The organism is Psychrobacter urativorans (genome assembly GCF_904846675.1).
Lineage (GTDB): Bacteria > Pseudomonadota > Gammaproteobacteria > Pseudomonadales > Moraxellaceae > Psychrobacter > Psychrobacter urativorans_B.
Genome location: NZ_CAJHBT010000015.1, coordinates 1 through 24,434 on the forward strand (window position 1 = coordinate 1; position 24,434 = coordinate 24,434).

Here is a 24,434-nt window from a genome sequence, read left to right on the forward strand (position 1 = left end):
CTATATTATTTGAAGCAGCTCTGTTTCGATAGGGGCGTATTATACGCAGTTTGAAGTAGGGGTCAAGGAGTTTTGGAGCTTAAATAATTGATAGTCTTTTAATCCCAGTTAAAGTTAGAGATAAAAAAAGAGCCACCATAAATAGGGTGGCTCTTTTTAGGATCGAAGACGGAAGCTATGCCACCTATAAGCTTTATATGAGTTTGAGTCTGTATTTTATATGTAACCTCTATCTCTACACTTTACTTTTCAACGTAGTAACAATGCCTGATAAAGCGTAAATGATACCAATCGCTAAGATACCAACGGGTATATCATACAGTACTACGCTCATAACCAATACGCCCACAATTAAGGCGACGAAAGGAACTTTCTTTTTATCGAACTCTTTAAAGCTATAGTACTTGACGTTACTGACCATTAATAAACCACAAATGACTACCCACGCGGCAAATAAGGTCGTAATTAGCGCATCATATTGACCTACCCACTGGTTATGATCGACAGCAACCATAACAGCAGACGTCACTAAGATAGCAGCAAGCGGACTTGCAAGACCAACAAAGTACTTTTTATCCACTGTACCAACCTGGACGTTAAAACGGGCTAAACGAAAAGCACCGCAAGCGGTAAAGACAAAAGCACACCCAAGTCCGATGCGACCTAATGGTTCTAGCGCAAAGCTATAAATCAAAATAGCTGGAGCAATACCAAAAGCCAGCATATCTGCTAATGAGTCATATTGCTCACCAAATGGGCTTTGCGCATTCAGCATTCGCGCAACCCTACCATCTGCACCATCAAGAATAGCCGATAAAAAAATTGCTAGTGAAGCTTTGTAGAATTCACCTTGAGTACTGGCTAAGATAGAGTAAAAGCCAGATAACAGCGACAAAGTAGTAATCAGATTGGGTGCTAAATAAACACCACGGCTAACCACTCGTTTGCCTTCTGTGATTTCCGCTTCAATCACCTCAAAGGTTAGACCATCATAGCTATCATTATCTGCTAAGCGAATATCAAAGTCATGCTCATTCGCAAAGGGCGGCTGGGTAGCAGCACTGTCTTGTAATAGAGGTTCTTTTGATAATCCGTCGTTCAGATGACTAGCCTCTGTACGATTGTTATTTAAGCTATTAGGTGATTGCTCAGTCTTCATAACAGTGTCCTTATTCGCCAACTAACCAGCGCACATTGGTGGCGCTATCAGGAGATAAGTCTGGCGCATCCGCAACTTTTAGTATCGGTTGTAAGAAGTGTAAGATTTCACGCGCGTGGTTATCAAACTGCCAAGGCGGATTAATGATCAACATACCGGTACCGTTAAGACCGACAGCAATATCATTAGGATAAATATTGAGCTCACAAACCAGTTGGCGTCTCATCTCAGTACGTTTCAGTTTTTTATAGAAAAGCTCGACGGCATCAATGTTCTTAATCGGGAACCATAATGCATAAGTACCCTGTGGCCACTTATTATAAGAATGCACCAATAAATCAATCAAACGCGTAAAGTCTTTGTGTTCCTGCTCATAAGGCGGATCAAGTAAAATTAAACCACGTTTCTCTTTTGGAGGAATGACCGCAGCAATACCTTCAAAGGCATTACGATGATGAATACCGATTGGTAATTTATGCAATTGATAATTTAGCGCATCATACTCACTGGCTTTGGCTTCAAATGCTTCACCGCGAACGCTAGCTTCAGGATGCTTTTCAACATGATGGGCAATCCACCACGGTGAACCAGGATAGACTTTATTGTCGTAAGTGAAGCGGGCTTGCTTGATACCTTCCACATATTCTTTGATGGCAGCGGGTGCTTTTTCGGTATCGGCCTTCATGATGGCTTGGACGCCACCTTTAGATTCACCGGTTTTGCGCGCCTCTTCACTACTAAGTGAATACAGTCCACGACCGCCATAAGCGTCAAGCACATAGAAAGGCTTTTCCTTCTGGCCTAATTGATTGAGCAATTGTACCAATAAAATGTGTTTGACCACATCAGCAAAGTTACCGGCATGATAGGCGTGTTTATAATTCATAAGTTCAAAAGTTTAAATAAGAAAAATTGCATCTATGGTAGCATAGGATTAGTAAAAGATAACGATGGTTTTGGTAAAAAGGCATGATTGATAACTGATAGACAAAGGTAACTATCAATAAGATGCATATAAGCCCTGCAACAAAGTCAATAAGGTATGAAATGACAGAGATTATTAGCAATCTTGACGTAGCAGACTTAAGCCTAACAGAATTAGACGCTGACAGTCTGATAGGTGAGCATAACCCGCCACTACTAACTTCTCATATTAATGAAGCAGTTGGAAGTACGCTTAATCAACACGAGCTGCAAACTTCTGATTTCGACGTTAATTGGGAAGACAGGCTTACTGATGCACTGCTTGATGACTTGACTAATAATGGCTGGATTATTATTGACGATGTCTTTAATAAAAAAGCGCTATTAGCATTGCAGACAGAGAGCGGCTTTATTGATTATCGAGATGCAGCGCTCACTGCTGGTATTCATGTTAGTGACATTCGCGGCGATAAAATACGCTGGATTACCCAGAATTTTTTTGCAGGCTTTTATTATCTTCAAAGTATTAATGCGCTGGCTACCGTGTTTAATCGCAGCTTATTCGCCGGCGTTCGTCACAGTGAGGCGCATTATGCTTGGTATCCAGTCGGCTTTGGCTATCAATGGCATAGCGACAATCCTGCTGGCCGCAATGAGCGTATCATCTCAGCAGTTTTTTATCTTAATGATGAATGGGCGACAGAAGATGGAGGCGCGTTAGAAGTGATTGATAATGATGGCCAACATCATAACGTCATGCCGGCTGCCAATCGCTTAATAGTATTTGATAGCAATCTGCAACATCAAGTGCAGATTGCCAATCGACGACGTTACTCTATTGCGACTTGGATGCGCCGTGATGGCTTAGTGCCTTTCGTTGAAGATACTTAATACTAAAAACACCTAATATTGAAAATAATTCAAATAATAAACCATTAGCATAACCACTCCTTATCCTTAATCATTTCTAACTTTAAAAAAGGTTCCCAATGTCAAATCATGACGCAACAGTAAAAACGGCTAATAATAACGAAAGTATAAAAAACTCTGAGACAGATACTCATCAGCAAGCGACTTTGGAATTGAGCATAGCGCTGATGGAACGTCCTTCGGTAACGCCTGACGATACTGATTGCCAAGATATCTTGTCAGCGCGACTCGAGCAAGCAGGCTTTGACTGCGAGTTTATGTACTTCGGTGACAAAGCCCAAAGCGGTGAACATGCTGAAGTCAAAAATTTATGGGCGCGGGGTGGAACGACTGAACCCGTTATTTGCTTTGCCGGTCATACCGACGTGGTACCTACCGGCGATGAAAATAATTGGACCTATCCGCCATTTACCCCAACGCTTGCTGATGGTTATCTGTGGGGGCGCGGTGCTGCTGATATGAAAACTGGTATTGCCGCCTTTACCGTTGCTGCCGAACGCTTTGTGCGTAATCACCCACAACATAAAGGCTCTATTGCATTCTTAATTACCTCCGATGAAGAAGGGCCGTCAATTAATGGCACGGTTAAAGTCATCGAAACGTTAGAAGCACGTAATGAAAAGATTACTTACTGCTTGGTTGGTGAGCCATCGAGTACCGATACCTTAGGCGATATCATCAAGAATGGCCGTCGCGGCTCATTGGGTGCCGTCTTAACCGTAACTGGCACACAAGGTCATGTTGCCTATCCGCATTTAGCATCCAACCCTATTCATGCCGCCCTACCAGCGTTGACAGATCTGACTGGAGCATCTTGGGACGCTGGTAACGACTATTTCCCTGCTACCTCTCTACAAATATCAAATCTTAATGCCGGTACTGGTGCAACCAACGTCATTCCTGAAACCCTAGAAGTAGTATTCAATTTTCGTTTTTCGACTGAAACCACGGCAGATGAGCTAAAGGCTAAAACCCATGCCCTATTTGATAAGCATTTCAAAGACAGTAAAGCTAGCTATGAGATTAATTGGAAGCTCTCCGGTGAGCCTTTTTTAACCCCAGAAGGTAAATTAGTTTCGGCATGCCAGCGAGCGATTAAGTCAGTGACTGGAACTGATACTACCTTATCAACTTCTGGTGGTACATCAGACGGACGTTTTATTGCCCCAACGGGTGCGCAAGTCGTTGAGCTGGGCGTACGTAACGCCACTATTCACCAAGTTGATGAAAAAGTAGAAGTTGATGATTTAGGACAATTAGCACAGATATATGAGGGGATTCTAGAGAACTTACTGCTTGATTAGAAAATATTAATTTAGGATGTGAAAAAGCGCCACCTGACTCAGGTTTAGCGCTTTTTTATTATGAATAAATACAGTTAAAACTACTCTCAATCTTTAATATACTTAATAATCATTTCACCTAGGGTCGTCATGCTAGTTGTGTCCCCGTTCCTTTGAATTAGACCTAAACGTAGCAATGTATCTGTATAACTATCTTGTAAAGCAGCTTTCTCTAGTTGTTCATTTTCTAATTGTTCATTTAACCCAGTAAAAGCCTTAGATATCGGATGCAGAATTTCTGGATATTGTTGAGCCAAATCATAATGCGGTCCTTGCCCCAGTATTGGTTCAAGAGAATAATATATCAACCAAATGACTTCAGGATCAGTTAGCTCTCTAAATATATTAAGAATTTTCTTTGACTCTTCATATTTTAGAGTTTCTTCGCCTAAAGATTTTCCAAGAATAGAAGCTAGTCTTTCTTTACGTTCACGACTTATCGAGCGAGAAGCTTGCAGCATCCCTTCTTCTAATAAATCTATACCTTCCTCACTAGCCAAATTTACTTTAAAGTACTCGAGTTTATCATCGATTTGAGATACTTTTAAATCAAGTGCTTGCAGAAAAACTACTATACGTTCAAACCTCAAGTTTGGCACAACGTTATCAAGCAGTTCTGAAACTAAAGCTCCTATATATGGAAGTGTACCTGCTACTGCTTTAGCAACACTAACCAACCTATCATTAGAGTTTGGTTTTGATGGATTCATTATTAATCCAAAATAATAGCTGAAACTTAATATTGTCAAAGTCACTTTATTTAACTAGTCCACCTCATTAACTCTATTCTTTTAAATAGACTATAAAATGCTTTCGTTTAGTTTTTAAGTGTCAGTTTCATGTCTTAATAGCTCTACTCAATACCAATATAAAGATCAACTTGACCGTATTCTAGATTACCATCGATATAACGCTCAAAATCGACATCGTAAACTCGGGTGTGCTCACAGCTTGGATCATTGAAATATTCCCAAACCTTCTCCCAAGCATTCATCACCGTATTAGGCATGTTACCTTGTTCAGAGAATACCAAATACTTTCCTGTAGGAATGGTCACTGTCACCATATTACTAACATTAGGAATAGCGTCATTACCTAACTGAGCTTGCTGGCTGCTAGTCTTCCAACTGGCTACTACATCAAAAGCGCCAATATCATCATCGCTCTCATAGTTATGATAAATACCATAAATATCCTCACCTTCTTCAAGATGACTCACATGACCTTGATAGAAATTTTGCCATAATCTACCTAACTTGGCAGTTTCATGGCTGGTTTCAGCGATATTGGTCGTACAAATGCCAATGCCTTTACAAGCTAGCGCTTCGGTTAGCTCTTTAATTTGTGAAGTCATGATGCTGCCTGTCCTGTTTTTTATCTAAGGTCATGGTTAAAGTAGAAGAATTGAACTAGTCGGCCTCATCAATCCAATTCATTTGAATCGACTCTAAGATGCCCTCGTTCGATTTGTTTGGGTCATCATCAAAGCCTTCAAGCTCTGTGACCCAGCGATGCAAATCGGTAAAACGAACGTATTGTGGATCGGTCTCAGGGAATTTCTCATAAAGCTCAATAGCAACATCTAAGCTATCTGTCCATTTTAATGGTTGCGGGGTCATAATTGCTCCTTAAAATTAAATATGAATATGATCAAGTCAATACGCTGTATCGTAGCAAACTTATCCTGATGATGTATAGCCAAGTATAAAAGTTTACAAGTGTTATTGATTTGGCGCAGATTTTATAGCTGTTTGGTGTGTATTCCATGAAGTGATGACATCGGTTAGCTTGGTATCATTCATATCCAGACAGCTTGGCGCACATTTACCTTGTTTATCCATCAATACGAACTTAGTCATGCCAACCGCCATTAGCTGGCTTTTTACCAAAAAACGATGCTCAAAGTAAACGTACTTTTGATCCCAACCAACAAGGGTGCTATTCACAGCCATTTTATCTAAAAACTTAATTTCTTTAAGGTAAACTATTTCCTGCATGGCAATAATCCATTGCAAGGGCTCCAATCCTTTTTGATGACAACACGTCAGCAACCAGCGCGTGACATTAAGTTCAATGAAGGATAAATAGCGATAATTGGGCAAATGATTACGAAAGCCCATATCATGAGGCAATACGCGGTAGCTGCGCACAATAGGCGATGTTAGCATCTCTATACTGAGCTGCTTGTAAACCGACTGCAGTTTAAGTTGCTGCGTAAGCAAGCTGGTCATGATAAAAAACCGCAGTAACATATTCATGGCAACTCTCTTATTAGATGGCAACTGTTAAAAGTAATGATGGATAACAGGTTTTAAAAAAGACAAAGGTAAATTGACTTAACGAAAAAAGCCACCTCAGTAGCTTTTAGTATGTCTGAATAGCTCTAAAGAGAAATACTCTTATAGATATTTTAGCATCATTATTTATTCTCAACAGTTAACAACCTAGACGCCAGCGGTTAGTTTACGGTACGCTGAATGAGATTTCATAATACCGAAAAAATTTGCTGTATTAATAATAAGGAATAAACGATGTATTTTGTACTTTCCCCCGCCAAAGCCTTAAATGAGAATGATGCTGTGCCTTTAAACCTTGGTAATCACTATAGCCAGCCAGCATTCATTGACAACTCAACTCAGCTAATGAAGAGCCTCAAAAGTAAAGATCCGCTAGATTTACAAGAATTAATGAGCATCTCAGCCGAGCTTGCTACTTTAAATGCTGCGCGCAATCAAGAGTGGCAGCTGCCATTTACCATTGATAATGCCAAACCTGCCAGCTATCTATTCGATGGTGATGTCTATACTGGACTCGATAGTTATAGCATGGATAAAGAGGCTATACTTTATTTAAATGAACATCTGGGGATTTTATCAGGATTGTATGGGGTGCTAAAACCATTAGATTTGATGCAACCGTACAGGCTAGAGATGGGCACTAAACTTAAAAATGAGCGCGGCGATAATTTATATGATTTTTGGGGCGAACAAATTACCGACTTATTGAATGAACGTATCAAAACAGCACCGTCAGATAGTAACGATAACATTTTGATTAATCTGGCATCAAATGAATACTTTAAAGCAGTCAAAAAAAAAGCGCTGGATGCAGAAATTATCACGCCACGCTTTGAAGATGAGAAGAATGGAAAGTACAAAGTGATTAGCTTTTATGCCAAAAAAGCACGTGGCCTAATGGTGAAATACGCGGCTGATAATAAGCTTACTAACGCTGAGCAGCTTAAGAAATTTAATCTAGCAGGGTACTATTATTGCAAAGACGCGTCTGATGATAAGATGTGGACGTTTAGACGAGATGTAGCTGACCAATAATAAAATCTTTAAGTCTATTAGATGAATACAAAAAAAGCCCCAACTCAATTAAGTCGGGGCTTTTTCTTAGCTGTTATCAAAAACAGATATCATTAATGACTTTCAGCTAACGGGAACACTTAAGGGTTAGTACAGTTTACATCATACCGCCCATTCCGCCCATACCACCAGCACCGCCGCCCATAGCAGCCATACCGTCATCGCTTTCTGGCAGGTCAGTAATCATGGCCTCAGTAGTAAGCATCAAGCCGGCAATAGAAGCCGCGTTTTCTAGTGCTGAACGCGCAACTTTCGCTGGGTCAAGAATACCCATCTCTAACATGTCGCCATATTCACCCGAAGCAGCATTATAACCATAGTTACCGCTACCACTTTTCACTTCGTTAACGACAACTGAAGCTTCTTCACCTGAGTTAGTTACGATTTGACGTAGTGGTGCTTCCATCGCGCGACGTAAGATATTGATACCCGCGTCTTGGTCATCGTTATCGCCTTTAAGCTCAGCAAGTGCATTCATGGCACGAACTAATGCAACACCACCGCCAGGTACAACGCCTTCTTCAACCGCAGCACGGGTTGCATGTAGGGCATCGTCAACGCGGTCTTTCTTCTCTTTCATTTCAGTTTCAGTAGCCGCACCAACTTTGATAACTGCGACGCCGCCTGATAGTTTTGCCATACGTTCTTGAAGCTTCTCTTTGTCGTAGTCAGATGTTGACTCTTCAGCTTGACGAAGAATAGATTCAACGCGCTCATCGATGTCTGCTTTATTACCAGCGCCATCAACGATAACGGTGTTTTCTTTACCGACAGTGACTTTTTTAGCCGTACCAAGCTGCTCAAGAGTAGCCGTCTCTAAGCTCAGACCAATTTCTTCTGAGATAACGGTACCGCCTGTAAGAGTGGCGATATCTTGGAGCATCGCTTTACGACGATCGCCAAAACCTGGTGCTTTTACCGCACAAGTTTTTAAGCCGCCACGCATGTTATTCACAACCAAAGTGGCCAATGCTTCGTTTTCAACATCTTCAGCAATGATCAGCAAAGGTTTGCTTTGCTGCATGACTTGCTCAAGTAAAGGTACGATTTCACGAATATTGCTAATTTTTTTATCAACGAGCAAGATATATGGGTTTTCAAATTCAGCCGTTAAGCTGTCTTGCTTATTAGCAAAATATGGGCTGATATAACCACGGTCAAACTGCATACCTTCTACAACTTCTAAGGTATCTTCAAAGCTTGAACCTTCTTCAACGGTAATAACGCCTTGCTTGCCGACTTTTTGCATCGCTTGCGAAATCAATTCACCGATTTTAGGGTCTGAGTTAGCAGAGATAGAACCGACTTGGGCAATGGCTTTTTCGTCGTCAGCTGAAGTAGATAGCAGATGAATTTGTTTAACGCCTTCGCGAACGGCTTGATCAATACCGCGCTTTAAATCCATTGGATTCATGCCAGCGGCAACTGATTTCATGCCTTCTTGCAAGATTGATTGCGCCAATACGGTTGCAGTAGTCGTACCATCACCAGCCACATCATTCGTACGGCTAGCCACTTCACGAACCAACTGTGCGCCCATGTTTTCAAATTTGTTTTCAAGCTCGATTTCTTTGGCTACTGACACACCATCTTTAGTGATGGTCGGAGCACCAAATGACTTATCAATAACTACGTTCCGACCTTTAGGGCCTAAAGTAACTTTAACTGCGTTTGCTAGGATGTTTACGCCATCCATCATTTGTTTGCGGGCATCGCTGCCAAACTTTACGTCTTTTGCCATGGTAAATTACTCCAGTAATATATTTGAATGAGTTGATAATATTGTTAAGAATACGCTTGAATAAGTTATCTGTTGTTATAAGGGCGCGACTTTAGTTTTAAACCCTTAATACCTCTCTATAAGAATTTTTATCCTTAAATGATGAGGATGTTTTTATAGAGAACAGTCTCATTATTCCTTAGCCTTCTAAAACGCCCAACACATCAGATTCTTTCATAATTAGTAGCTCTTCGCCGTCAACTTTAACAGTTTGACCAGCATATTGACCGAACAACACTTTATCACCAGTTTTGACATCTAAGGCGCGCGTGTCGCCATTGTCACGAATCTGGCCGTTACCAGTCGCTAAGACTTCACCTTGCGAAGGTTTCTCTTGAGCGGAACCAGGCAACAAAATACCACCAGCAGTTTTTTTCTCTTCTTCTATGCGGCGGACGACAATACGGTCATGTAAAGGACGAATGTTCATCGATATGACTCCAAAAATTATTAGTTAGTTTGAGGGTTTTTAAAATTTAAGAAACTCAATTCCAATATCTTCAAGAAAGTGCACTATCTTAAAAAACAATTACCTTAAAGATAATCATTGAGCTTGTCCCCAACAGTGGGGCCAAGGTGAAATAGCTTCAAGCCCAAAGCCGGAAAAATTACAATAATACTGCATAGAAAGTGCTAATAATCAGCTGTTATTAATAATGCGTAACAACACGGTAGCGGGTGGCAACACTGACAACAAAACCCAAACGGCTTCTGCTGTTATCATCCTTGAAAAGGTAACAAGATATAACCATTATAGACAATTGACCACTACAGCAACTTAATGAACAATGAACCAGCGATAACAACAGCCTAAATAATATTATGCAAAAAACGCTAGTATATTAAAAACGTAACAGGTACATCAATTAAGGAATATCCATGAACTTATCAGCACCAGAAACTCACTTTACACATACAAAACCTCGCAACAAGCTCTTATCCTCCTTGACAATGGGTGCTAGCATTGCTGCTATTGGAGCCTTGAGTATGACCGCCCCCACTATTGCTAGCGCAAAAACCGTTCAACCATCAAGTGCTAATTACAACTTTACCGTTGAAGATAAATATAAAGGCACGGCGACCCGTACCTTGAGTAAATCAGGTAATGTCTGGAAATATAATGTTAAAGCTCGTGTCGCAGGTGTCGCTAGTGCCGCGCAAAGCAGCAACTTTGCAATAGTCGGCGATAATGTATCCCCCACTCAAGCTAGCACTACTTATAAAATATTCGGTATCGGCCGCACCCATAACCTCAATTTTAATGGCGGTAAAAAACAAGTGATCAGTACTTATAAAGGCAAATCAATCAATCTAAATATGGCTCAGCAAGCATTTGACGATTTAAGCCTTGAGGTTCAAATTCGCCAAGACTTATTGAATGGTAAATTCTCTGGTAATTACTATATGGCGAAAAAAGATAAAATTGAAAAAACGCCTTTTAAAAAATCAGGCAACCCTAGAGTGACTGTCCCCGCTGGCACCTTTGATACTGTCCGCGTTGACCGTATCCATGATGACAATAGCCGCTCGACCAGCTTTTGGTTAGCGCCAAGCTTAGATTATCTGCCAGTGAAAGTAAGCCAGATAAATGGTGGTAAAAAAATGGACTTAGAATTGACCAAAGTTAATTAATTCATAAGTAATTTAGCTTAGAGCGACCTGAATCTAACTAACTTAATTTTGATAGTTAAAAACCCTTATAAATAAAAAAGCTGCATCCTAAAAATAAGGCGCAGCTTTTTATTGGTTGAAAGTAAAGCATTACCCAGTATTGACGACCATCTAATTGTTTAGCGAGAACGCGGCTGCTTAACGACATTATTCATCGATGGTAAACGCTTTAATAGCAAAAACAACCATGTATTAATCAATAATAACAATACAAAATCAAGCAGATAAACCGAAATTTCAGCCCAACTACTACCGTAAACACGAGTAAATAATACCACTCCGCTAGCCCCCAAATATACTAAGGTCAACATACTACCGACCAACAGCGCATAAGGTGAGCGGCCACGTAACATCCACGGCGTTAATATAAATGCCGGTACTAGCCACAGCGCTTGCCATACGATACCGCCAATGATATCGGGATTCATCGGGTTAAAAATACTGATTAAAATAGGCAGTCCTAGCAAGCGATAGACTAGCCAAGCTAACCACGTCAGCATTAAGCGCTGCTGCATTGGGGCAATAGGTTTACTGCGCTTCACAGGCTTACCCAATTTATTTGGCGGCATTTGGCTAGTAGCACGATTAGGATTGTTCGGCATTAGAGGGGGGTATTTCCTAATTTAGGATATTGTTTTTAGACATACAAATGGGACTGGAATAAACAGACTATTCTCGCTTAGCGATTCCAGTCTGCTTGCGTTAGTACGGTGGTACTTGTAGTACCGATAGCAAGACGACGACCTTGGGCAATGGCATAAGCTAGCGTCTCGGTCGTACAATGATTAGAATAATAAAGCACCAATACATAAGAGGTGGTTTGGCTCATTGGTACCGCTTCCTTATAAACTAATTTTGATAACATCGTTCATACTTATTGTTAACATTCATAAGCACATTATGCCCGACTCACCAGCCGACATGCAAACATAGCTGACTAAGACTATTATTAGCAGGACTGTTATTGGCAGCACTATTATTGACAATGCTAAGTATTTTGACACAAATAATTGGCAGATGCCGCCAGTATATTTTTGTTAAACTATGGCTACTTTTATCCTCTTAAATGGACGACATGGAAAACTTATTAAAGAAACTCCCTTTTGCACAGCAGCGCTGGTTTCAGTTTTTACAATTTTTAACGCGGCATTTTCTGGAAGATAACTGCCAACAAAAAGCTGCCTCCCTTACCTATACCACCTTGTTGTCAATTGTGCCGATGTTGACCGTATTATTGATGATTTTATCTTCGGTTCCGGCACTGGCTTCAGTTAGAGCGCAGATTTATGAAGTTATTTATAGCAACTTGATACCGCAATCAAGCCTTCAAGTCAGTAAATATATTAATAGTTTCGCTGAGAAATCGACTAATCTGACCGCGATTGGGGTGACGTTTCTATTTGTCACCACCATCATGACTTTGACCACTATTGAGCGCGCCTTTAATCAGATTTGGCGAGTGGAAGGTCGTTCGGGTGGCATCAAAAGTATGCTGCGCTATTGGACGATAGTTACCTTGGGGCCATTGGTACTGGCCTCGGCATTTCTCGCCTCAAGTGCGGTACAGAGTCTCAGTTTTTTAAACCGGCAAATTGCCGGTTATGGAATTGATTGGTCATTTTGGGTACAAATGGTATCGATTGGGATAACGGTAGCCGGCTTCGTCGGTATGTATTGGTTTATCCCGAAAGCACGTGTACCGGTGAAAAGTGCTGTTATTGCTGGGGTTTTTGTGGCAATTATATTTGAGCTGCTCAAACATGTCTTCGGTACCGTGATGACTAACTTTACCAGCTATGAGGCTATTTATGGTGCGTTTGCTGCCATACCGATTTTCTTATTATGGATTTATCTGTCGTGGAATTTAATCCTATTAGGCGTCGAGATTAGCTATACCCTAACGATTTTTGAAACCGAGGAAGTTTATCCCCGTCATCCGCTACTCAGTTTGCTGGATATGCTTAATTTGGTGTATATCCATCATCTAAAAGGCACTGCGGTTGGTGAGCAAGAGCTGCGCAATGTGTTGGGTCGTAAAGAATTACCAAAATGGTACACCTATATTAACTACCTTAAAGACAGCAATTTAATTACCATGACCGAAGATAATGGTTATGTGCTTAAAAAAGACTTGAGCAAAATGACCTTATGGGATTTTTATCGGACGCTACCTTATCCGCTACCGATTAAAGATGAGCTTAAAGAGATGAAAAGTGAAGACCAAAAGCCGTGGCTAGGCTTGTTGGTAAATCGATTTGAGACTACAGAAGCTTGTGCTAAAGAGCAGCTTAATTTACCGTTAGCAGCTATCTTTGCCCATAGTGAGCCGCGCAAAAAATCATCTGATGACTATCAAGATGAAGCAAAGCAACACCATAGCAAACTTAAAATTAGCAAGCACAACGTTTCAGAGGATAAAAGCACGCCGCGCTTTGATGCCGTTGCCTATGATAAAAACAGTGCTATTGAGCGTGATAATAACAACCATGAAACCTTAATTCCGGATGGCGATAGCAATAACGATAGTAACAGTCATAAGCAGACAGAAAGTTATATTAAAAATGATGATAAGCGCAATATCATTACTGAAGCTGACAATCCAGAAGCAAATAAATAGTGTTTATAAAATCAGTATGCCAGTATAAAAGTTAGTTAAGTCGTATTAGCAATAGAAAAATCTGCAACTATTTCGGAGCTTATGGCCGTGCGTAACAACGATGAGAGTAATATGCCGGAACGCAATGTGTCTAAAGTTAATCTGCCGAAACGCACAGTAATGACAATCCTCGACTGGATCAGGCGGTTTGTGCATCTATGGTCGCTACAGACCTTAGCCAGCTTACCTGAACGCCTAAAAAACTTGTGGCAGCAATTGATTGGCTCCTACTGGTTTATACCGACGGCATGTGTGCTACTCGGTATAATGTTGGCACCTATTTTAGTCACTATTGACCAGCAGTTTGATCGTGCAACCGTAAAAGAGATTAGCTTCGCATTCACCGGTGATGACAATGCAGCACGCGCTATCATGACTGCTATTGCGGGGGCGGTACTGGGCGTAGCTGGGACAACTTTCTCGATTACCATTGCCGTATTATCGATGGCCTCCTCACAGTTTGGACCACGGCTGCTACGTAACTTTTTGACCGATACCCCAAACCAGTTTGTACTTGGAGCCTTCATTGGTACTTTTAGCTACAGCTTGTTGGTTTTAAAGTCTATACATAAGCAAGATGTTGATTTTGGTGTGCCACAATTGGCAGTGACTTTTGCCATTATCATGGCCATTATTTGCGCGTTACTACTAGTATATTTCGTCCAGCACATGGTACACGCCATTCAAGCGTCGCACGTTATTCAAGATGCCAGTAATGATGCGATCAAAAATATTCATTATTGGTATAGTGACAATTGCGAGATTCAGCATCAGCGTGATGTGGCGCACCACGATATTAAACAATACCAGCACTGGCCGGCAACGCCTATATATGCTCCAAAATCCGGTTATCTACAGCAGATTTATATTGAGTCGCTAATGGCGCTAGCACAAGATTATAGCAGTGTAGTACAGATACATAGCAATCTTGGCAACTTTGTCACGGATCGAAATATTATAGGTTATTTTTACCAGCGCCCTGCCAATCATGCCAGCAATCGACAAAAAAACAAAACGCCAAATCTAGCTACTATATCGCGCCCGCCCGATGGGCTATTTTGGCAGCGCTTTGCCAGTTGTATTCAACTTGAAAATCGTCCAGTCCATTCTAATGATATTGCGTATAGCTTGGGACAAATGACTGAGATTGCCGTACGGGCGCTATCACCAGGGATTAATGATCCTAAAACGGCTGTGAACTGCGTACAGTCCTTAACAGCTTGCCTCAGCGTAATGTTACGCCGGCAGCCACCCAGTCCTTATCATTTTTATATCCCCCCGCATGACAGTGCGGTATCTGATACGACTATTAAGCAGCCACGCATTGCTATATTAGCGGTCATTACTAAAACGCCTACTATAGCTGACTTTATCGATACCTCACTGGGTGAGATACGCCGCTATGCTACCGCTGATTTAATGGTATTAAAAGCGCTTTGTAAAGCGCTGACCGACCTTAATTATGCACGAATAAATAACGCCCAACGACAGACGCTACTGCACGAGCTGGCGTTAATTGAGCGTGCAGGAGCAGAGAATCTTGGTTATCGCGAATTAGTAGCAGACTTGGTTGCCATGTGTCAGCAAGCACGGCAGTTTATTCATGATGACAACGCTCAGCACCAATATTTTGAGTATATTAGCGAGTTTTCCGCCCATATCGAAAAAGAGCTCCAAACTGAATCCAGCTAGTTTTTTATGTTATTAAGGCCCTGTCTGTAAATTAGAGTCTATATATAGACTCTACAGTCTGCAATATAAGTAAAATAACAAAATTATTACTGTACCTGACTTTTGCAGCCGTTAGCCTTATGACAATTTTTTATATTAACCTGAGACTCCCTCTATGGCATCTGCAACCAGCCTGACCATGCTTGAAATCAGCGCCATATTCTTATCGATCACCTCCTTATTAACCTATGTTAATCATCGCTTTATTGGACTACCGACCACTATCGGAGTAATGGTTATCTCTATATTGCTGTCTATTATGGCAATATTTTTAGGGTTTTTAGGGTTTGATCAGCTGATCAATTATGAAGTCAGCTTGTTAGACCAGCTGGATTTTACCGAGGTATTACTTGATGGCATGCTCTCCATGCTACTGTTTGCGGGAGCATTACATGTCAATATTAGCGACTTAAAGCGCTATAAACTACCGATTGGTATTCTGGCATGTATTGGCACAGTCGTATCAGCGGTACTCATCGCCACGGCACTTTACTTTATGCTGCCGCTACTTGGCTTTGGTTTACCTTTCATTTGGTGTTTATTGTTCGGTGCTTTAATATCGCCTACCGACCCGATTGCGGTGATGGGAATTTTAGCTTCAGCGGGTGCACCCAAAAGCATCGAAACCGTCATCGCTGGCGAGTCGTTGTTTAATGATGGTATCGGCGTGGTTATCTTTGTGATACTACTGGGGATTTTATCTAGTGGCGATATTCCAACCGCGAACTATGTGGCACACACCCTAGCAGTCGAGGCTGGTGGCGGTATTGTATTTGGCTTAGTGTTGGGTGCCATTTTATATTACCTGCTTAAGAGCATTGATAGCTACCAAGAAGAGGTACTATTAACACTAGCGGGCGTGATAGGCGGTTATGCATTGGCCAGTCATTGGCATTTATCAGGACCACTGGCAATGGTGATGATGGGCTTAATGGTAGGTAACCGCGGACGCGAGCTGGCGATGAGTGACAAAACTCGGCATTATATTGATTTATTTTGGGAATTAATTGATGAAATTTTAAACGCAATTTTGTTTGTTTTAATCGGTCTTGAAGTGGTGATGATTGCCTATTCTGGAAACTTATTTATTGCCGCTGGTTTGACTATTATCATTGCCCTACTTGCTCGTCTTATCGTAGTCGGTATGACCACGAAGACCTTTAGCTATCAGCTTGATTTACCAACGGGCGCTTGGAAAGTATTAACCTGGGGCGGACTGCGCGGTGGTATTTCCGTAGCGCTAGTACTCCAGCTACCAACAGGAACGGAGCGCGATATTCTATTGGCTCTCACTTACGCGGTGGTAGTATTCTCTATCTTAGTTCAAGGGTTGAGTATTGGTAAAGTGGCCAAGACGATTTGTCCGCCTGAAGAAAAACCATTAGAGGTTTAGAGGAACAATAATATTGTACTTTAAGTTAAAATGAAAGGTAGTTTCAAGTAATAAGAAACCAGCACTAAAGATAACCTCTTTATGCTGGCTTTTATTATTGTCGTCAAAGTATCATCGCTTAGTAAAATCCTTTATGAGAATTTATTCTATATCAAACCCTTTCGTTTCATATTGCGATAAACCACAATTACAATAATAATATTTAGTGTTAAAACACCCAGTTTAAACCAGTCAAATGGGCTCACAATCAGGTAATACAGCTCGATGGGAATAAATATCACATAACCCAACACGCCAAACCAGTAAGCCCACGTTTTATCTTGCCATAACCCGTAAGCTTCAAGAAAACGCAGACTGGCATAAGCGAATATTAATAATAAAAACAGCGTCCAGTTTTTACTGGCTTGCTGGGCAATCTGTACCGTACTTTCAACTTGTGGAGCAAGCAGTTGACCGAAATATTGCCGCCAAGAGTGGGTAGCAGTCGACAGCCAACGCTCCATATCCGCATGCCACTGCCATAATGCCACCGCGCCTATCAGCGCGCCAATGCCTTTGACAACCTCGTAAATCGCGACCGCTTTGATAGATTCGCTGGATTCACTTACTTGATGCCGCGGGCTACTCTTATAACTATCACTATTTGCTAGCTTTTGCTGTTGACCCGCGCGGGATGGCTGCTGGCGACCATCCTGCCGGGGCACCTTAGCCAAAGAAAGTCTCCACGACACGACCTTGCAATTGCTGATTAAAGAAGGGCGTGTTTTTACCGCTGGACTGCATAGTTTCAGCGGTTACTTGCCAGGCAAGATTGGGATCGACCAATACTGCGCCACCGATATCTTCATATTGGGAAGTAATACCGGCGATTTTCGCAGGATTGAAGCAAATTTTATCTACCAGTTGCTCTAAGGTTAATACCTCATCGTGTACCAATTGACACGCCAGCGCCATAAAAGTATCGAAGTTAGAAATACCCGGCGTGCTGTCTTCAAACGGTGCTTTTTTAGCCGTGGCATTTAAGGGCTCATGATGACTACATATAGCATCAATAGTGCCATCTTTTAAACCGCGACGTAGCGCCTTTTGATCCGTATTACTACGCAGTGGTGGCAATACATAGGCCATAGCATTAAAGCCTTCTAGATTGTCATCGGTTAAATACAGCTGATGCATGGCCACATCACAAGTTACAGGCAGTTTTTTATTCTTCGCCCAGCGCATGAGCTCCACAGAGGATTTGCATGATAATTGGCTAAAGTGAGCGGCAATGCCGGTCTCCTCTACCATCAATAGTTGAGTGGATAATGCCACAGTCTCAGCAATCCACGGAATACCCTGCAGACCATGATACGAGGCGATATAGCCTTCGTGCGCGACCCCATCTTTTGATAAGCTGGGCTCATCAGGATAAAAGAACACCTTCATCCCAAAAGTCGCTGCGTACTCCAATGTCCGCAGCAGTACCAAATCATTGGTAAAAGGCTGGCGTGCGTTAGAGACCGCAATACAACCTCCTTTTTTGAGTCCGGCAATATTAGAAGGGCGCTCACCTTCTAATCCTGCGGTCAATGCGCCAAGGATATATAAATAAATGCCGCCATCCTCCAGCGCGCGCTCGCGCAAACCTTTAAGTAACGAGCCGTTTTCTAAAATAGGACTGGTATCTGGCGGTATGACCACGTGCAAGAAGCCATTAGCGCGTGCCGCTTTGCCTTCTGAAGCCAGCGTTCCATGCTGCTGTTGCCCAGGTTCACGCAAGCGCGCGCACAGATCTACTAAAGGTGGTAGTAGCCACATCTCGCGGCCAGCCTCTAGATTGGTAAGCTTATTTATAGCTGCACTGGGTAATGGTTTTCTAAAGGCTTTGGGCAGTAAATTGATGATCTGCGCATCGGTAGTGAGGGTGTTGGTCATGAGCTTTATTACCGTATTAATAATTAAAATAAAATATTTAAGTTATTTAAGTCATCAGGTGCAAAGAGCTAAAAGGTGCGTTAAGCGCCTAATTTTATCACCTATATTTAGTATTAACTATTAAGGTGCTGTCGCAGCTTGGTGAGCCCGTTGCCCTTCCATCACCAGCGACAATACTGCCATACGAAGGGCAATACCGTTATTCACTTGCTTTAAAATAACCGACTGCACACCATCCGCCACGCTTGAGGCAATCTCAATGCCGCGGTTCATTGGGCCCGGGTGCATAACCAGCGCATCAGGCTTAGCCAGCGCTACCCGCTCAGGGGTAATACCATAATGCTTATAATATTCACTAGATGAAGCGAGCAGCGGTGAGCCAATACGCTCGTTTTGTATTCTTAGCCCCATGATGACATCACAGTCAGTCACGCAGCGGTTCATATCTTCATAGACTTTTACGCCAAAACGCTCAATACCTTTGGGTAATAAGGTGCGTGGCGCAATGACACGAATGTCTTTTACCCCTAATGTCTGCAGAGCACTAATGTCTGAGCGGGCTACTCGTGAATGCTTAATATCACCGATAATAGCAACTGACAGCTCTTCAAATGGGCGTGGTGCTTCACGGTGAATGGTCAGCATATCCAGCATTCCTTGCGTTGGATGGGCATGCCAGCCATCACCGCCATTAATAATAGCAATATCTGGTGTGACTTCCGTCGCCATAAAATGCGCAGCACCTGACGCTGAATGCCGTACTACGAAGATATCAGCGGTCATTGCCTGCAAGTTCCATAGCGTATCGCGTAGGCTCTCGCCTTTCTTAGTACTAGAGCGCTCAATATCAATATTGAGTACATTTGCGCCTAGACGCTTTTCGGCCACTTCAAAGGTCGTTCGCGTACGCGTTGATGGCTCAAAAAACAGATTCATTACCGTATAACCGTCAAGCTCAGGGCTATTAATAAGCTGACCGTTATCATCAAAAAACGTTTCCGCTTTGGCAATAATAGCTTTTAGCTGCGCTTTATTTAGACCTTCTACACCCAAAAAGTGCCGAATACTGCCGTCGCTATTGAGCTGTGGTCGACTTAGTGAGGTATTAAGCCTTTGATGGATTGTATCGGGGTCGAACTTAGCATAGGCAGACGGCGAAACCGTATTTTTTGAACTGCTATTTATAGAATTTGACATAATGGCGAGTCTTTATTGTCGGTTTATATTAATTTAGTTTATATTGTATTGATTATAATTGCTGATTCATTTATAGCTATAAGTATAGAGACAGGGACATTTTGCTGCTAATTTGCTACACTTTACCGCAGCGGTTACAGCGGCCTAAAGTAAGTGGCACAGAACAAGTGGCATAAATGCAGTCGGCTGCTTTGTTGACTACTAAGAATAATAATAGAGCTAGTGTAGCTGATTTTATGGTCAGTACAAAGTTACCGTACAGGCTATTTGAATATTCGCTAATTTAGTAGCTCATTTCTCTTGATCTTATGTTTTTTCGCGCGTTTAGACTGACCTATTGAGTATTATTTCTGATGTTCAGCGCTCTTTAGCTTTCAGTCCCATTTATTAGGAAACCTTATGACGACCCTAACACACTACCTAAACGACCATACAGCCAATCCTGCGGTAAGTGACGTAATTACTACTATTACTGAGGTTGGCAAAACCATCTCGCAGTTACTTAGAAAAGGCGCATTGGCAGATATTCTTGGGGAAGCGGGCAATCAAAACATTCAAGGTGAGGACCAAAAAAAGCTTGACGTACTGGCTAATGACTTGCTGCTTGATGCCTTAGCTCAAAACTCACATTGCGCCGGTGTGGCCTCAGAAGAGCTTGATAACGCTACCCCTGCCAATGCTGATGGTAGTCTATTGGTGCTATTCGATCCACTCGATGGCTCATCAAACATTGATATCAATATGGCAGTTGGAACGATCTTCTCTATTCTACCTTATCAACGTCAAGGTGAGGATAGTGAAAATGAGGATTTTCTGCAAGCCGGTAATCAACAGTTAGCCGCAGGTTATTTATTATATGGCACCTCCACTATGCTGGCATTGACGGTAGATGACAATGTGCTCATGTTTAGCTTGGACCCAGATAGCGGCGACTATGTATTGATAGAAGATAAGGTTCAAATCGATGCTGACACCAGCGAATATGCTATTAATGGCTCCAACTATCGTTACTGGTGCGCCCCCATGCAGCAGTATATTGACGAGCTGATCGCGGGTAAAGATGGCGTTCGTGGTCGTAACTTTAACACTCGCTGGGTCGCTGCTATGGTAGGTGATGTCCATCGTATTCTTTGCCGTGGTGGTTTATTTACTTATCCTTTTGATACGAAAGATGCCAAGAAAGCCGGTAAACTGCGCCTGATGTACGAAGCCAATCCCATGAGCTTGCTCATTGAACGTGCTGGCGGCAGCGCAACGGATGCGGTTAATCGTATTCTTGATATTGAGCCCACCGATATTCATCAACGCGTTCCTGTAGTACTGGGTAGCAAAAACGAAGTCAGTTATGTCAAAGACTTGCATATGCAACATGCTAGTAAATAAGACCCATTCTTTATAAAGCATTTTTATAAGTGGTTTTTACTTAATACTTACTCTTAGACGGTCTACTATGACATCGAACACCAATGAGCTCACTACTATAGTTACCTCAGATAAAAACCAAACGATAAAGCTGACGAAAGCCTTACTGACCCAAGCCCGCCAGCGCAAAAAACAAGGTCAAACGGTACTCGAGGGCACGCATTTAATTGATGCGGCCCTACGTAGCAATTATCCATTTGTGCATATCTTGCTAGCAGAGTCGGCGCATACTCATGCTGAGGTGCAGCGGATTTTAACCCGTCTGCCCACTTATATCTCTATTTTAGTCTTGTCTGATGCGTTGTATCAAGCTATTCGGAGCTTAGGGGCTGGCATTGATATTATGGCAATTGTTAATATCCCCACACCAAAGCTATCAACGATTAGTAGTGACTGCTTAGTTTTAAATGATGTACAAGACAGTGGTAACGTCGGAACCTTATTACGAACTGCCGCTGCGGTCGGCATTAAGACCGTACTCTGTACCAGCGCTACGGCACAAGCATGGTCACCTAAGACTTTACGTGCTGGCATGGGCGCACAGTTTGCGCTGACTACTTATGAGAACCTTAGCGTAGCCGATGTGCTTGATTATGTTAAAGTACCATTATTAGCGACCAGCTCGCATACCGATACTTTAATTTATGAGCATGACTTGCAAGCGCCTGTCGCTTGGATTATGGGCCATGAAGGTCAAGGTGTCTGCGCAGAATTAATGCAATGTGCTACTCCCATCGCCTTGCCACAGCCTAATGGTCAGGAAAGTCTGAATGTGGCTATCGCAGGTTCACTTTGTTTATATGAGACTTTACGCCAGCGTAATTATTCTTAGAACGTCTTATTTCTAACGTCTTATTTTTTGACAATAAAGCCTTTAAGCATAAAAAAACCCCGCCATCATCGATAGCGGGATTTTTTTGTGCTTAATAAACTAACTATTACTTAAACTATTTAATACTGACGTCGCTAAACTTCTAACGACTACTAGATTTTGCTAGTAAGTTCAGGTAGCGCATCAAATAGATCCGCTTCCAAAAAGTAATCAGCGATACTAGCGATTGGTGATTCTGGGTCATTGTTGATAGCAACGATAACTTTAGAATCTTTCATGCCTGCTAAATGCTGAATAGCACCAGAAATACCAACGGCGATATAAAGATCTGGGGCAACGATTTTACCAGTTTGACCAACTTGCATATCGTTTGGAACATAACCAGCATCAACAGCGGCACGTGATGCGCCAACAGCAGCACCTAATTTATCAGCCAAAGGATCGATATATTTAGTGAAATTTTCACCATTGCCTAAAGCGCGACCACCAGAAACTACAATAGAAGCAGAAGTTAATTCAGGACGGTCAGATTTGGCCATATCTTCATTAACAAAGCTAGCTTTGCCAGAATCTTGTATATTATCAAGAGTCTCAACTGACGCAGAGCCACCTTCAGCAGCAACAGGATCAAAAGCGGTCGTACGTACAGTCAGCACAACTTTATCTTCTGTCGTTTTGACCGTAGCGGTAGCGTTACCCGCATAGATAGGACGCTCAAAAGTCTGGGCGTCGATAACAGCGGTAATCTCTGAAATCATGCTAACATCAAGTAGAGCTGCCACACGTGGCATGAAGTTCTTACCGGTGGTAGTTGCAGGTGCTATGATATGGCTATAGTCGCCAGCAACATCAGCAACCAATAGCGCGATGTTTTCTGCCATTTGATGCTCGTAAGCAGCATTATCAGCAAGTAATACTTTGCTAACGCCTGCCGCTTTTGCAGCTTCGTCAGCGGCAGCTTGATTACCACTACCAGCGACTAACACATGGATGTCGTCACCCATTTGCTTAGCAGCAGCAATAGTGTTCAAGGTTGCCTTTTTTAGACTGGCATTGTCATGTTCTGCATATACCAAAATTGCCATTGTTTTTATCCTTTATAAGTTTGCATATATAGGTTCGCATAATCGTTTATTTGCATTATTATTTATAAGCGTAGGCGCTATCTCATATCGTCCATTGCTTGGTACCGTCTTCAAAGGGCAGTCCGCACAACAATGACCGCCCTACGCTATCGCAAGATATTAGATTACTTTTGCTTCATTTTTTAGCTTATCGACCAATTCATCCACCGAGCCCACTTTAATACCAGCTTTACGCTCAGCAGGTGGCACAACTTTAGTAATCTGTTGCTTAGAGGTCATATCAACACCAAAGTCTGCCGGAGTTTTTTCATCAATCTGTTTTTTCTTCGCTTTCATGATATTTGGCAATTTGGCATAGCGTGGTTCGTTCAAACGCAAGTCGGTAGTAATGACCGCAGGTAACTCAAGAGCAACCGTTTGCAAACCACCATCTACTTCACGAGTGACGTTAACTTTATCACCTTCGACTTTAACTTCTGAGGCAAAAGTACCTTGACCAATACCCATTAGTGCCGCTAGCATCTGACCGGTTTGATTATTATCATCATCAATGGCTTGTTTGCCTAGTAGGATAATCTCAGTACCTTCCTGTTCAGCGATACTTTTGAGGATTTTGGCAACTTGTAGCGGATAAGGCTTGTCATCAGATACGACAAGTACACCACGATCAGCGCCTAAGGCTAAGGCTGCACGAATCTGTTCTTGTGATTCTTTTGGGCCGATTGAAGCTACGATAATCTCATCAATAACACCCGCTTCTTTTAACTGTACCGCTTCTTCAACGGCGATTTCGTCAAAAGGGTTAATAGACATTTTAGTGTTAGATAAATCCACACCAGAGTCGTCCGCTTTGACACGAACTTTTACGTTATAATCTATGACACGCTTGACCGCGACTAATGCTTTCATACGTTCCTCTTTTATTAATGTTATGAATTAAAAGTTTATTAGTTAAGAACCAAGGGATAATTGTCGTTCAAAGTTTTACTTAAAAGCTTTGATAAATTTATGACTTAGTTAGCA

General features: G+C 42.1%; 24 protein-coding genes. 9 read left to right on the forward strand and 15 right to left on the reverse strand.

Features of this window, described 5'->3' with window-relative positions; translation table 11 throughout:
* Positions 1–235: 235 nt before the first annotated feature.
* Positions 236–1,159, reverse strand: a complete 924-nt coding sequence (gene pssA / locus JMY06_RS07985) for a CDP-diacylglycerol--serine O-phosphatidyltransferase (protein WP_227672243.1) — start codon at positions 1,157–1,159, stop codon at positions 236–238.
* A 10-nt stretch (positions 1,160–1,169) separates the two neighbouring features.
* Positions 1,170–2,045: a 23S rRNA (adenine(2030)-N(6))-methyltransferase RlmJ gene (locus tag JMY06_RS07990; protein ID WP_201617837.1), complete on the reverse strand. Its 876-nt coding sequence runs from the start codon at positions 2,043–2,045 to the stop codon at positions 1,170–1,172.
* Positions 2,046–2,206: 161 nt separating this feature from the next.
* Here JMY06_RS07990 and JMY06_RS07995 point away from each other — a divergent pair, with 161 nt between their 5' ends.
* Both JMY06_RS07995 and dapE read left to right on the forward strand, forming a co-directional pair.
* A complete protein-coding gene (locus JMY06_RS07995) occupies positions 2,207–2,974 on the forward strand; it encodes a 2OG-Fe(II) oxygenase (RefSeq protein ID WP_201617838.1) in 768 nt (255 codons plus the stop codon).
* A 98-nt stretch (positions 2,975–3,072) separates the two neighbouring features.
* Entirely contained in the window at positions 3,073–4,317 is a 1,245-nt protein-coding gene (dapE, locus tag JMY06_RS08000) for a succinyl-diaminopimelate desuccinylase (RefSeq protein ID WP_201617839.1), read from the forward strand.
* An 86-nt stretch (positions 4,318–4,403) separates the two neighbouring features.
* Here dapE and JMY06_RS08005 read toward each other — a convergent pair whose 3' ends face one another.
* The 4 genes from JMY06_RS08005 to JMY06_RS08020 all read right to left on the reverse strand — a co-directional run bounded on the left by JMY06_RS08005 (position 4,404) and on the right by JMY06_RS08020 (position 6,614).
* Positions 4,404–5,066: a hypothetical protein gene (locus JMY06_RS08005; protein WP_201617840.1), complete on the reverse strand. Its 663-nt coding sequence runs from the start codon at positions 5,064–5,066 to the stop codon at positions 4,404–4,406.
* A gap of 143 nt (positions 5,067–5,209) precedes the next feature.
* Positions 5,210–5,710 carry a GyrI-like domain-containing protein gene (locus JMY06_RS08010; protein ID WP_201617841.1) on the reverse strand — a complete coding sequence of 167 codons (501 nt, stop codon included), beginning with the start codon at positions 5,708–5,710 and terminating at the stop codon, positions 5,210–5,212.
* A 55-nt stretch (positions 5,711–5,765) separates the two neighbouring features.
* A complete protein-coding gene (iscX, locus tag JMY06_RS08015) occupies positions 5,766–5,975 on the reverse strand; it encodes a Fe-S cluster assembly protein IscX (RefSeq protein WP_201617842.1) in 210 nt (69 codons plus the stop codon).
* 102 nt (positions 5,976–6,077) lie between these two features.
* On the reverse strand, positions 6,078–6,614 hold the full coding sequence (locus JMY06_RS08020) for an acyl-CoA thioesterase (protein ID WP_201529446.1): 537 nt from the start codon (positions 6,612–6,614) through the stop codon (positions 6,078–6,080).
* A 273-nt stretch (positions 6,615–6,887) separates the two neighbouring features.
* Between JMY06_RS08020 and yaaA the strand changes: the two genes are divergently transcribed.
* Entirely contained in the window at positions 6,888–7,688 is an 801-nt protein-coding gene (yaaA, locus tag JMY06_RS08025) for a peroxide stress protein YaaA (RefSeq protein ID WP_201617843.1), read from the forward strand.
* Between the two features lie 136 nt (positions 7,689–7,824).
* Here the strand turns inward: yaaA and groL are convergent, their stop codons facing one another.
* Both groL and JMY06_RS08035 read right to left on the reverse strand, forming a co-directional pair.
* Positions 7,825–9,468 carry a chaperonin GroEL gene (groL, locus tag JMY06_RS08030; protein WP_201617844.1) on the reverse strand — a complete coding sequence of 548 codons (1,644 nt, stop codon included), beginning with the start codon at positions 9,466–9,468 and terminating at the stop codon, positions 7,825–7,827.
* Positions 9,469–9,646: 178 nt separating this feature from the next.
* Positions 9,647–9,937 carry a co-chaperone GroES gene (locus JMY06_RS08035; RefSeq protein WP_201529440.1) on the reverse strand — a complete coding sequence of 97 codons (291 nt, stop codon included), beginning with the start codon at positions 9,935–9,937 and terminating at the stop codon, positions 9,647–9,649.
* Between the two features lie 449 nt (positions 9,938–10,386).
* Here JMY06_RS08035 and JMY06_RS08040 point away from each other — a divergent pair, with 449 nt between their 5' ends.
* On the forward strand, positions 10,387–11,139 hold the full coding sequence (locus tag JMY06_RS08040) for a DUF3108 domain-containing protein (RefSeq protein ID WP_201617845.1): 753 nt from the start codon (positions 10,387–10,389) through the stop codon (positions 11,137–11,139).
* 158 nt (positions 11,140–11,297) lie between these two features.
* On the opposite strand, the gene JMY06_RS08045 is transcribed toward JMY06_RS08040, so the two are convergent.
* Together JMY06_RS08045 and JMY06_RS11820 are read right to left on the reverse strand one after the other, a co-directional pair.
* Positions 11,298–11,747, reverse strand: coding sequence for a hypothetical protein (locus JMY06_RS08045; protein ID WP_201617872.1), 450 nt, complete (start codon positions 11,745–11,747; stop codon positions 11,298–11,300).
* A 110-nt stretch (positions 11,748–11,857) separates the two neighbouring features.
* On the reverse strand, positions 11,858–12,007 hold the full coding sequence (locus JMY06_RS11820) for a hypothetical protein (protein ID WP_227672244.1): 150 nt from the start codon (positions 12,005–12,007) through the stop codon (positions 11,858–11,860).
* Between the two features lie 246 nt (positions 12,008–12,253).
* Between JMY06_RS11820 and JMY06_RS08055 the strand changes: the two genes are divergently transcribed.
* From JMY06_RS08055 to JMY06_RS08065, 3 genes are all read left to right on the forward strand, one after another.
* A complete protein-coding gene (locus JMY06_RS08055) occupies positions 12,254–13,795 on the forward strand; it encodes a YihY family inner membrane protein (RefSeq protein WP_201617846.1) in 1,542 nt (513 codons plus the stop codon).
* Between the two features lie 87 nt (positions 13,796–13,882).
* Positions 13,883–15,526, forward strand: coding sequence for a DUF2254 domain-containing protein (locus JMY06_RS08060; RefSeq protein WP_227672245.1), 1,644 nt, complete (start codon positions 13,883–13,885; stop codon positions 15,524–15,526).
* 154 nt (positions 15,527–15,680) lie between these two features.
* The gene (locus JMY06_RS08065) at positions 15,681–16,958 is read left to right on the forward strand and encodes a cation:proton antiporter (protein WP_201617847.1); all 1,278 of its coding nucleotides are present in this window, start codon (positions 15,681–15,683) and stop codon (positions 16,956–16,958) included.
* A gap of 146 nt (positions 16,959–17,104) precedes the next feature.
* Here JMY06_RS08065 and JMY06_RS08070 read toward each other — a convergent pair whose 3' ends face one another.
* The 3 genes from JMY06_RS08070 to JMY06_RS08080 form a co-directional block, all read right to left on the reverse strand.
* A complete protein-coding gene (locus JMY06_RS08070) occupies positions 17,105–17,662 on the reverse strand; it encodes a DUF2127 domain-containing protein (protein WP_227672248.1) in 558 nt (185 codons plus the stop codon).
* Between the two features lies 1 nt (position 17,663).
* On the reverse strand, positions 17,664–18,875 hold the full coding sequence (locus tag JMY06_RS08075) for a dihydroorotase (RefSeq protein ID WP_201617848.1): 1,212 nt from the start codon (positions 18,873–18,875) through the stop codon (positions 17,664–17,666).
* 120 nt (positions 18,876–18,995) lie between these two features.
* Positions 18,996–20,072, reverse strand: coding sequence for an aspartate carbamoyltransferase catalytic subunit (locus JMY06_RS08080; RefSeq protein WP_201529428.1), 1,077 nt, complete (start codon positions 20,070–20,072; stop codon positions 18,996–18,998).
* A 399-nt stretch (positions 20,073–20,471) separates the two neighbouring features.
* On the opposite strand from JMY06_RS08080, the gene JMY06_RS08085 reads away from it, so the two are divergent.
* The gene (locus JMY06_RS08085; RefSeq protein ID WP_201617849.1) at positions 20,472–21,455 is read left to right on the forward strand and encodes a class 1 fructose-bisphosphatase; all 984 of its coding nucleotides are present in this window, start codon (positions 20,472–20,474) and stop codon (positions 21,453–21,455) included.
* 67 nt (positions 21,456–21,522) lie between these two features.
* Complete coding sequence (locus JMY06_RS08090) at positions 21,523–22,326, forward strand: TrmH family RNA methyltransferase (protein ID WP_201617850.1); 804 nt, start codon at positions 21,523–21,525, stop codon at positions 22,324–22,326.
* Between the two features lie 152 nt (positions 22,327–22,478).
* On the opposite strand, the gene JMY06_RS08095 is transcribed toward JMY06_RS08090, so the two are convergent.
* Both JMY06_RS08095 and JMY06_RS08100 read right to left on the reverse strand, forming a co-directional pair.
* Entirely contained in the window at positions 22,479–23,411 is a 933-nt protein-coding gene (locus tag JMY06_RS08095; protein WP_201617851.1) for an electron transfer flavoprotein subunit alpha/FixB family protein, read from the reverse strand.
* Positions 23,412–23,570: 159 nt separating this feature from the next.
* Complete coding sequence (locus JMY06_RS08100; RefSeq protein ID WP_201529420.1) at positions 23,571–24,320, reverse strand: electron transfer flavoprotein subunit beta/FixA family protein; 750 nt, start codon at positions 24,318–24,320, stop codon at positions 23,571–23,573.
* Positions 24,321–24,434: the final 114 nt, after the last annotated feature.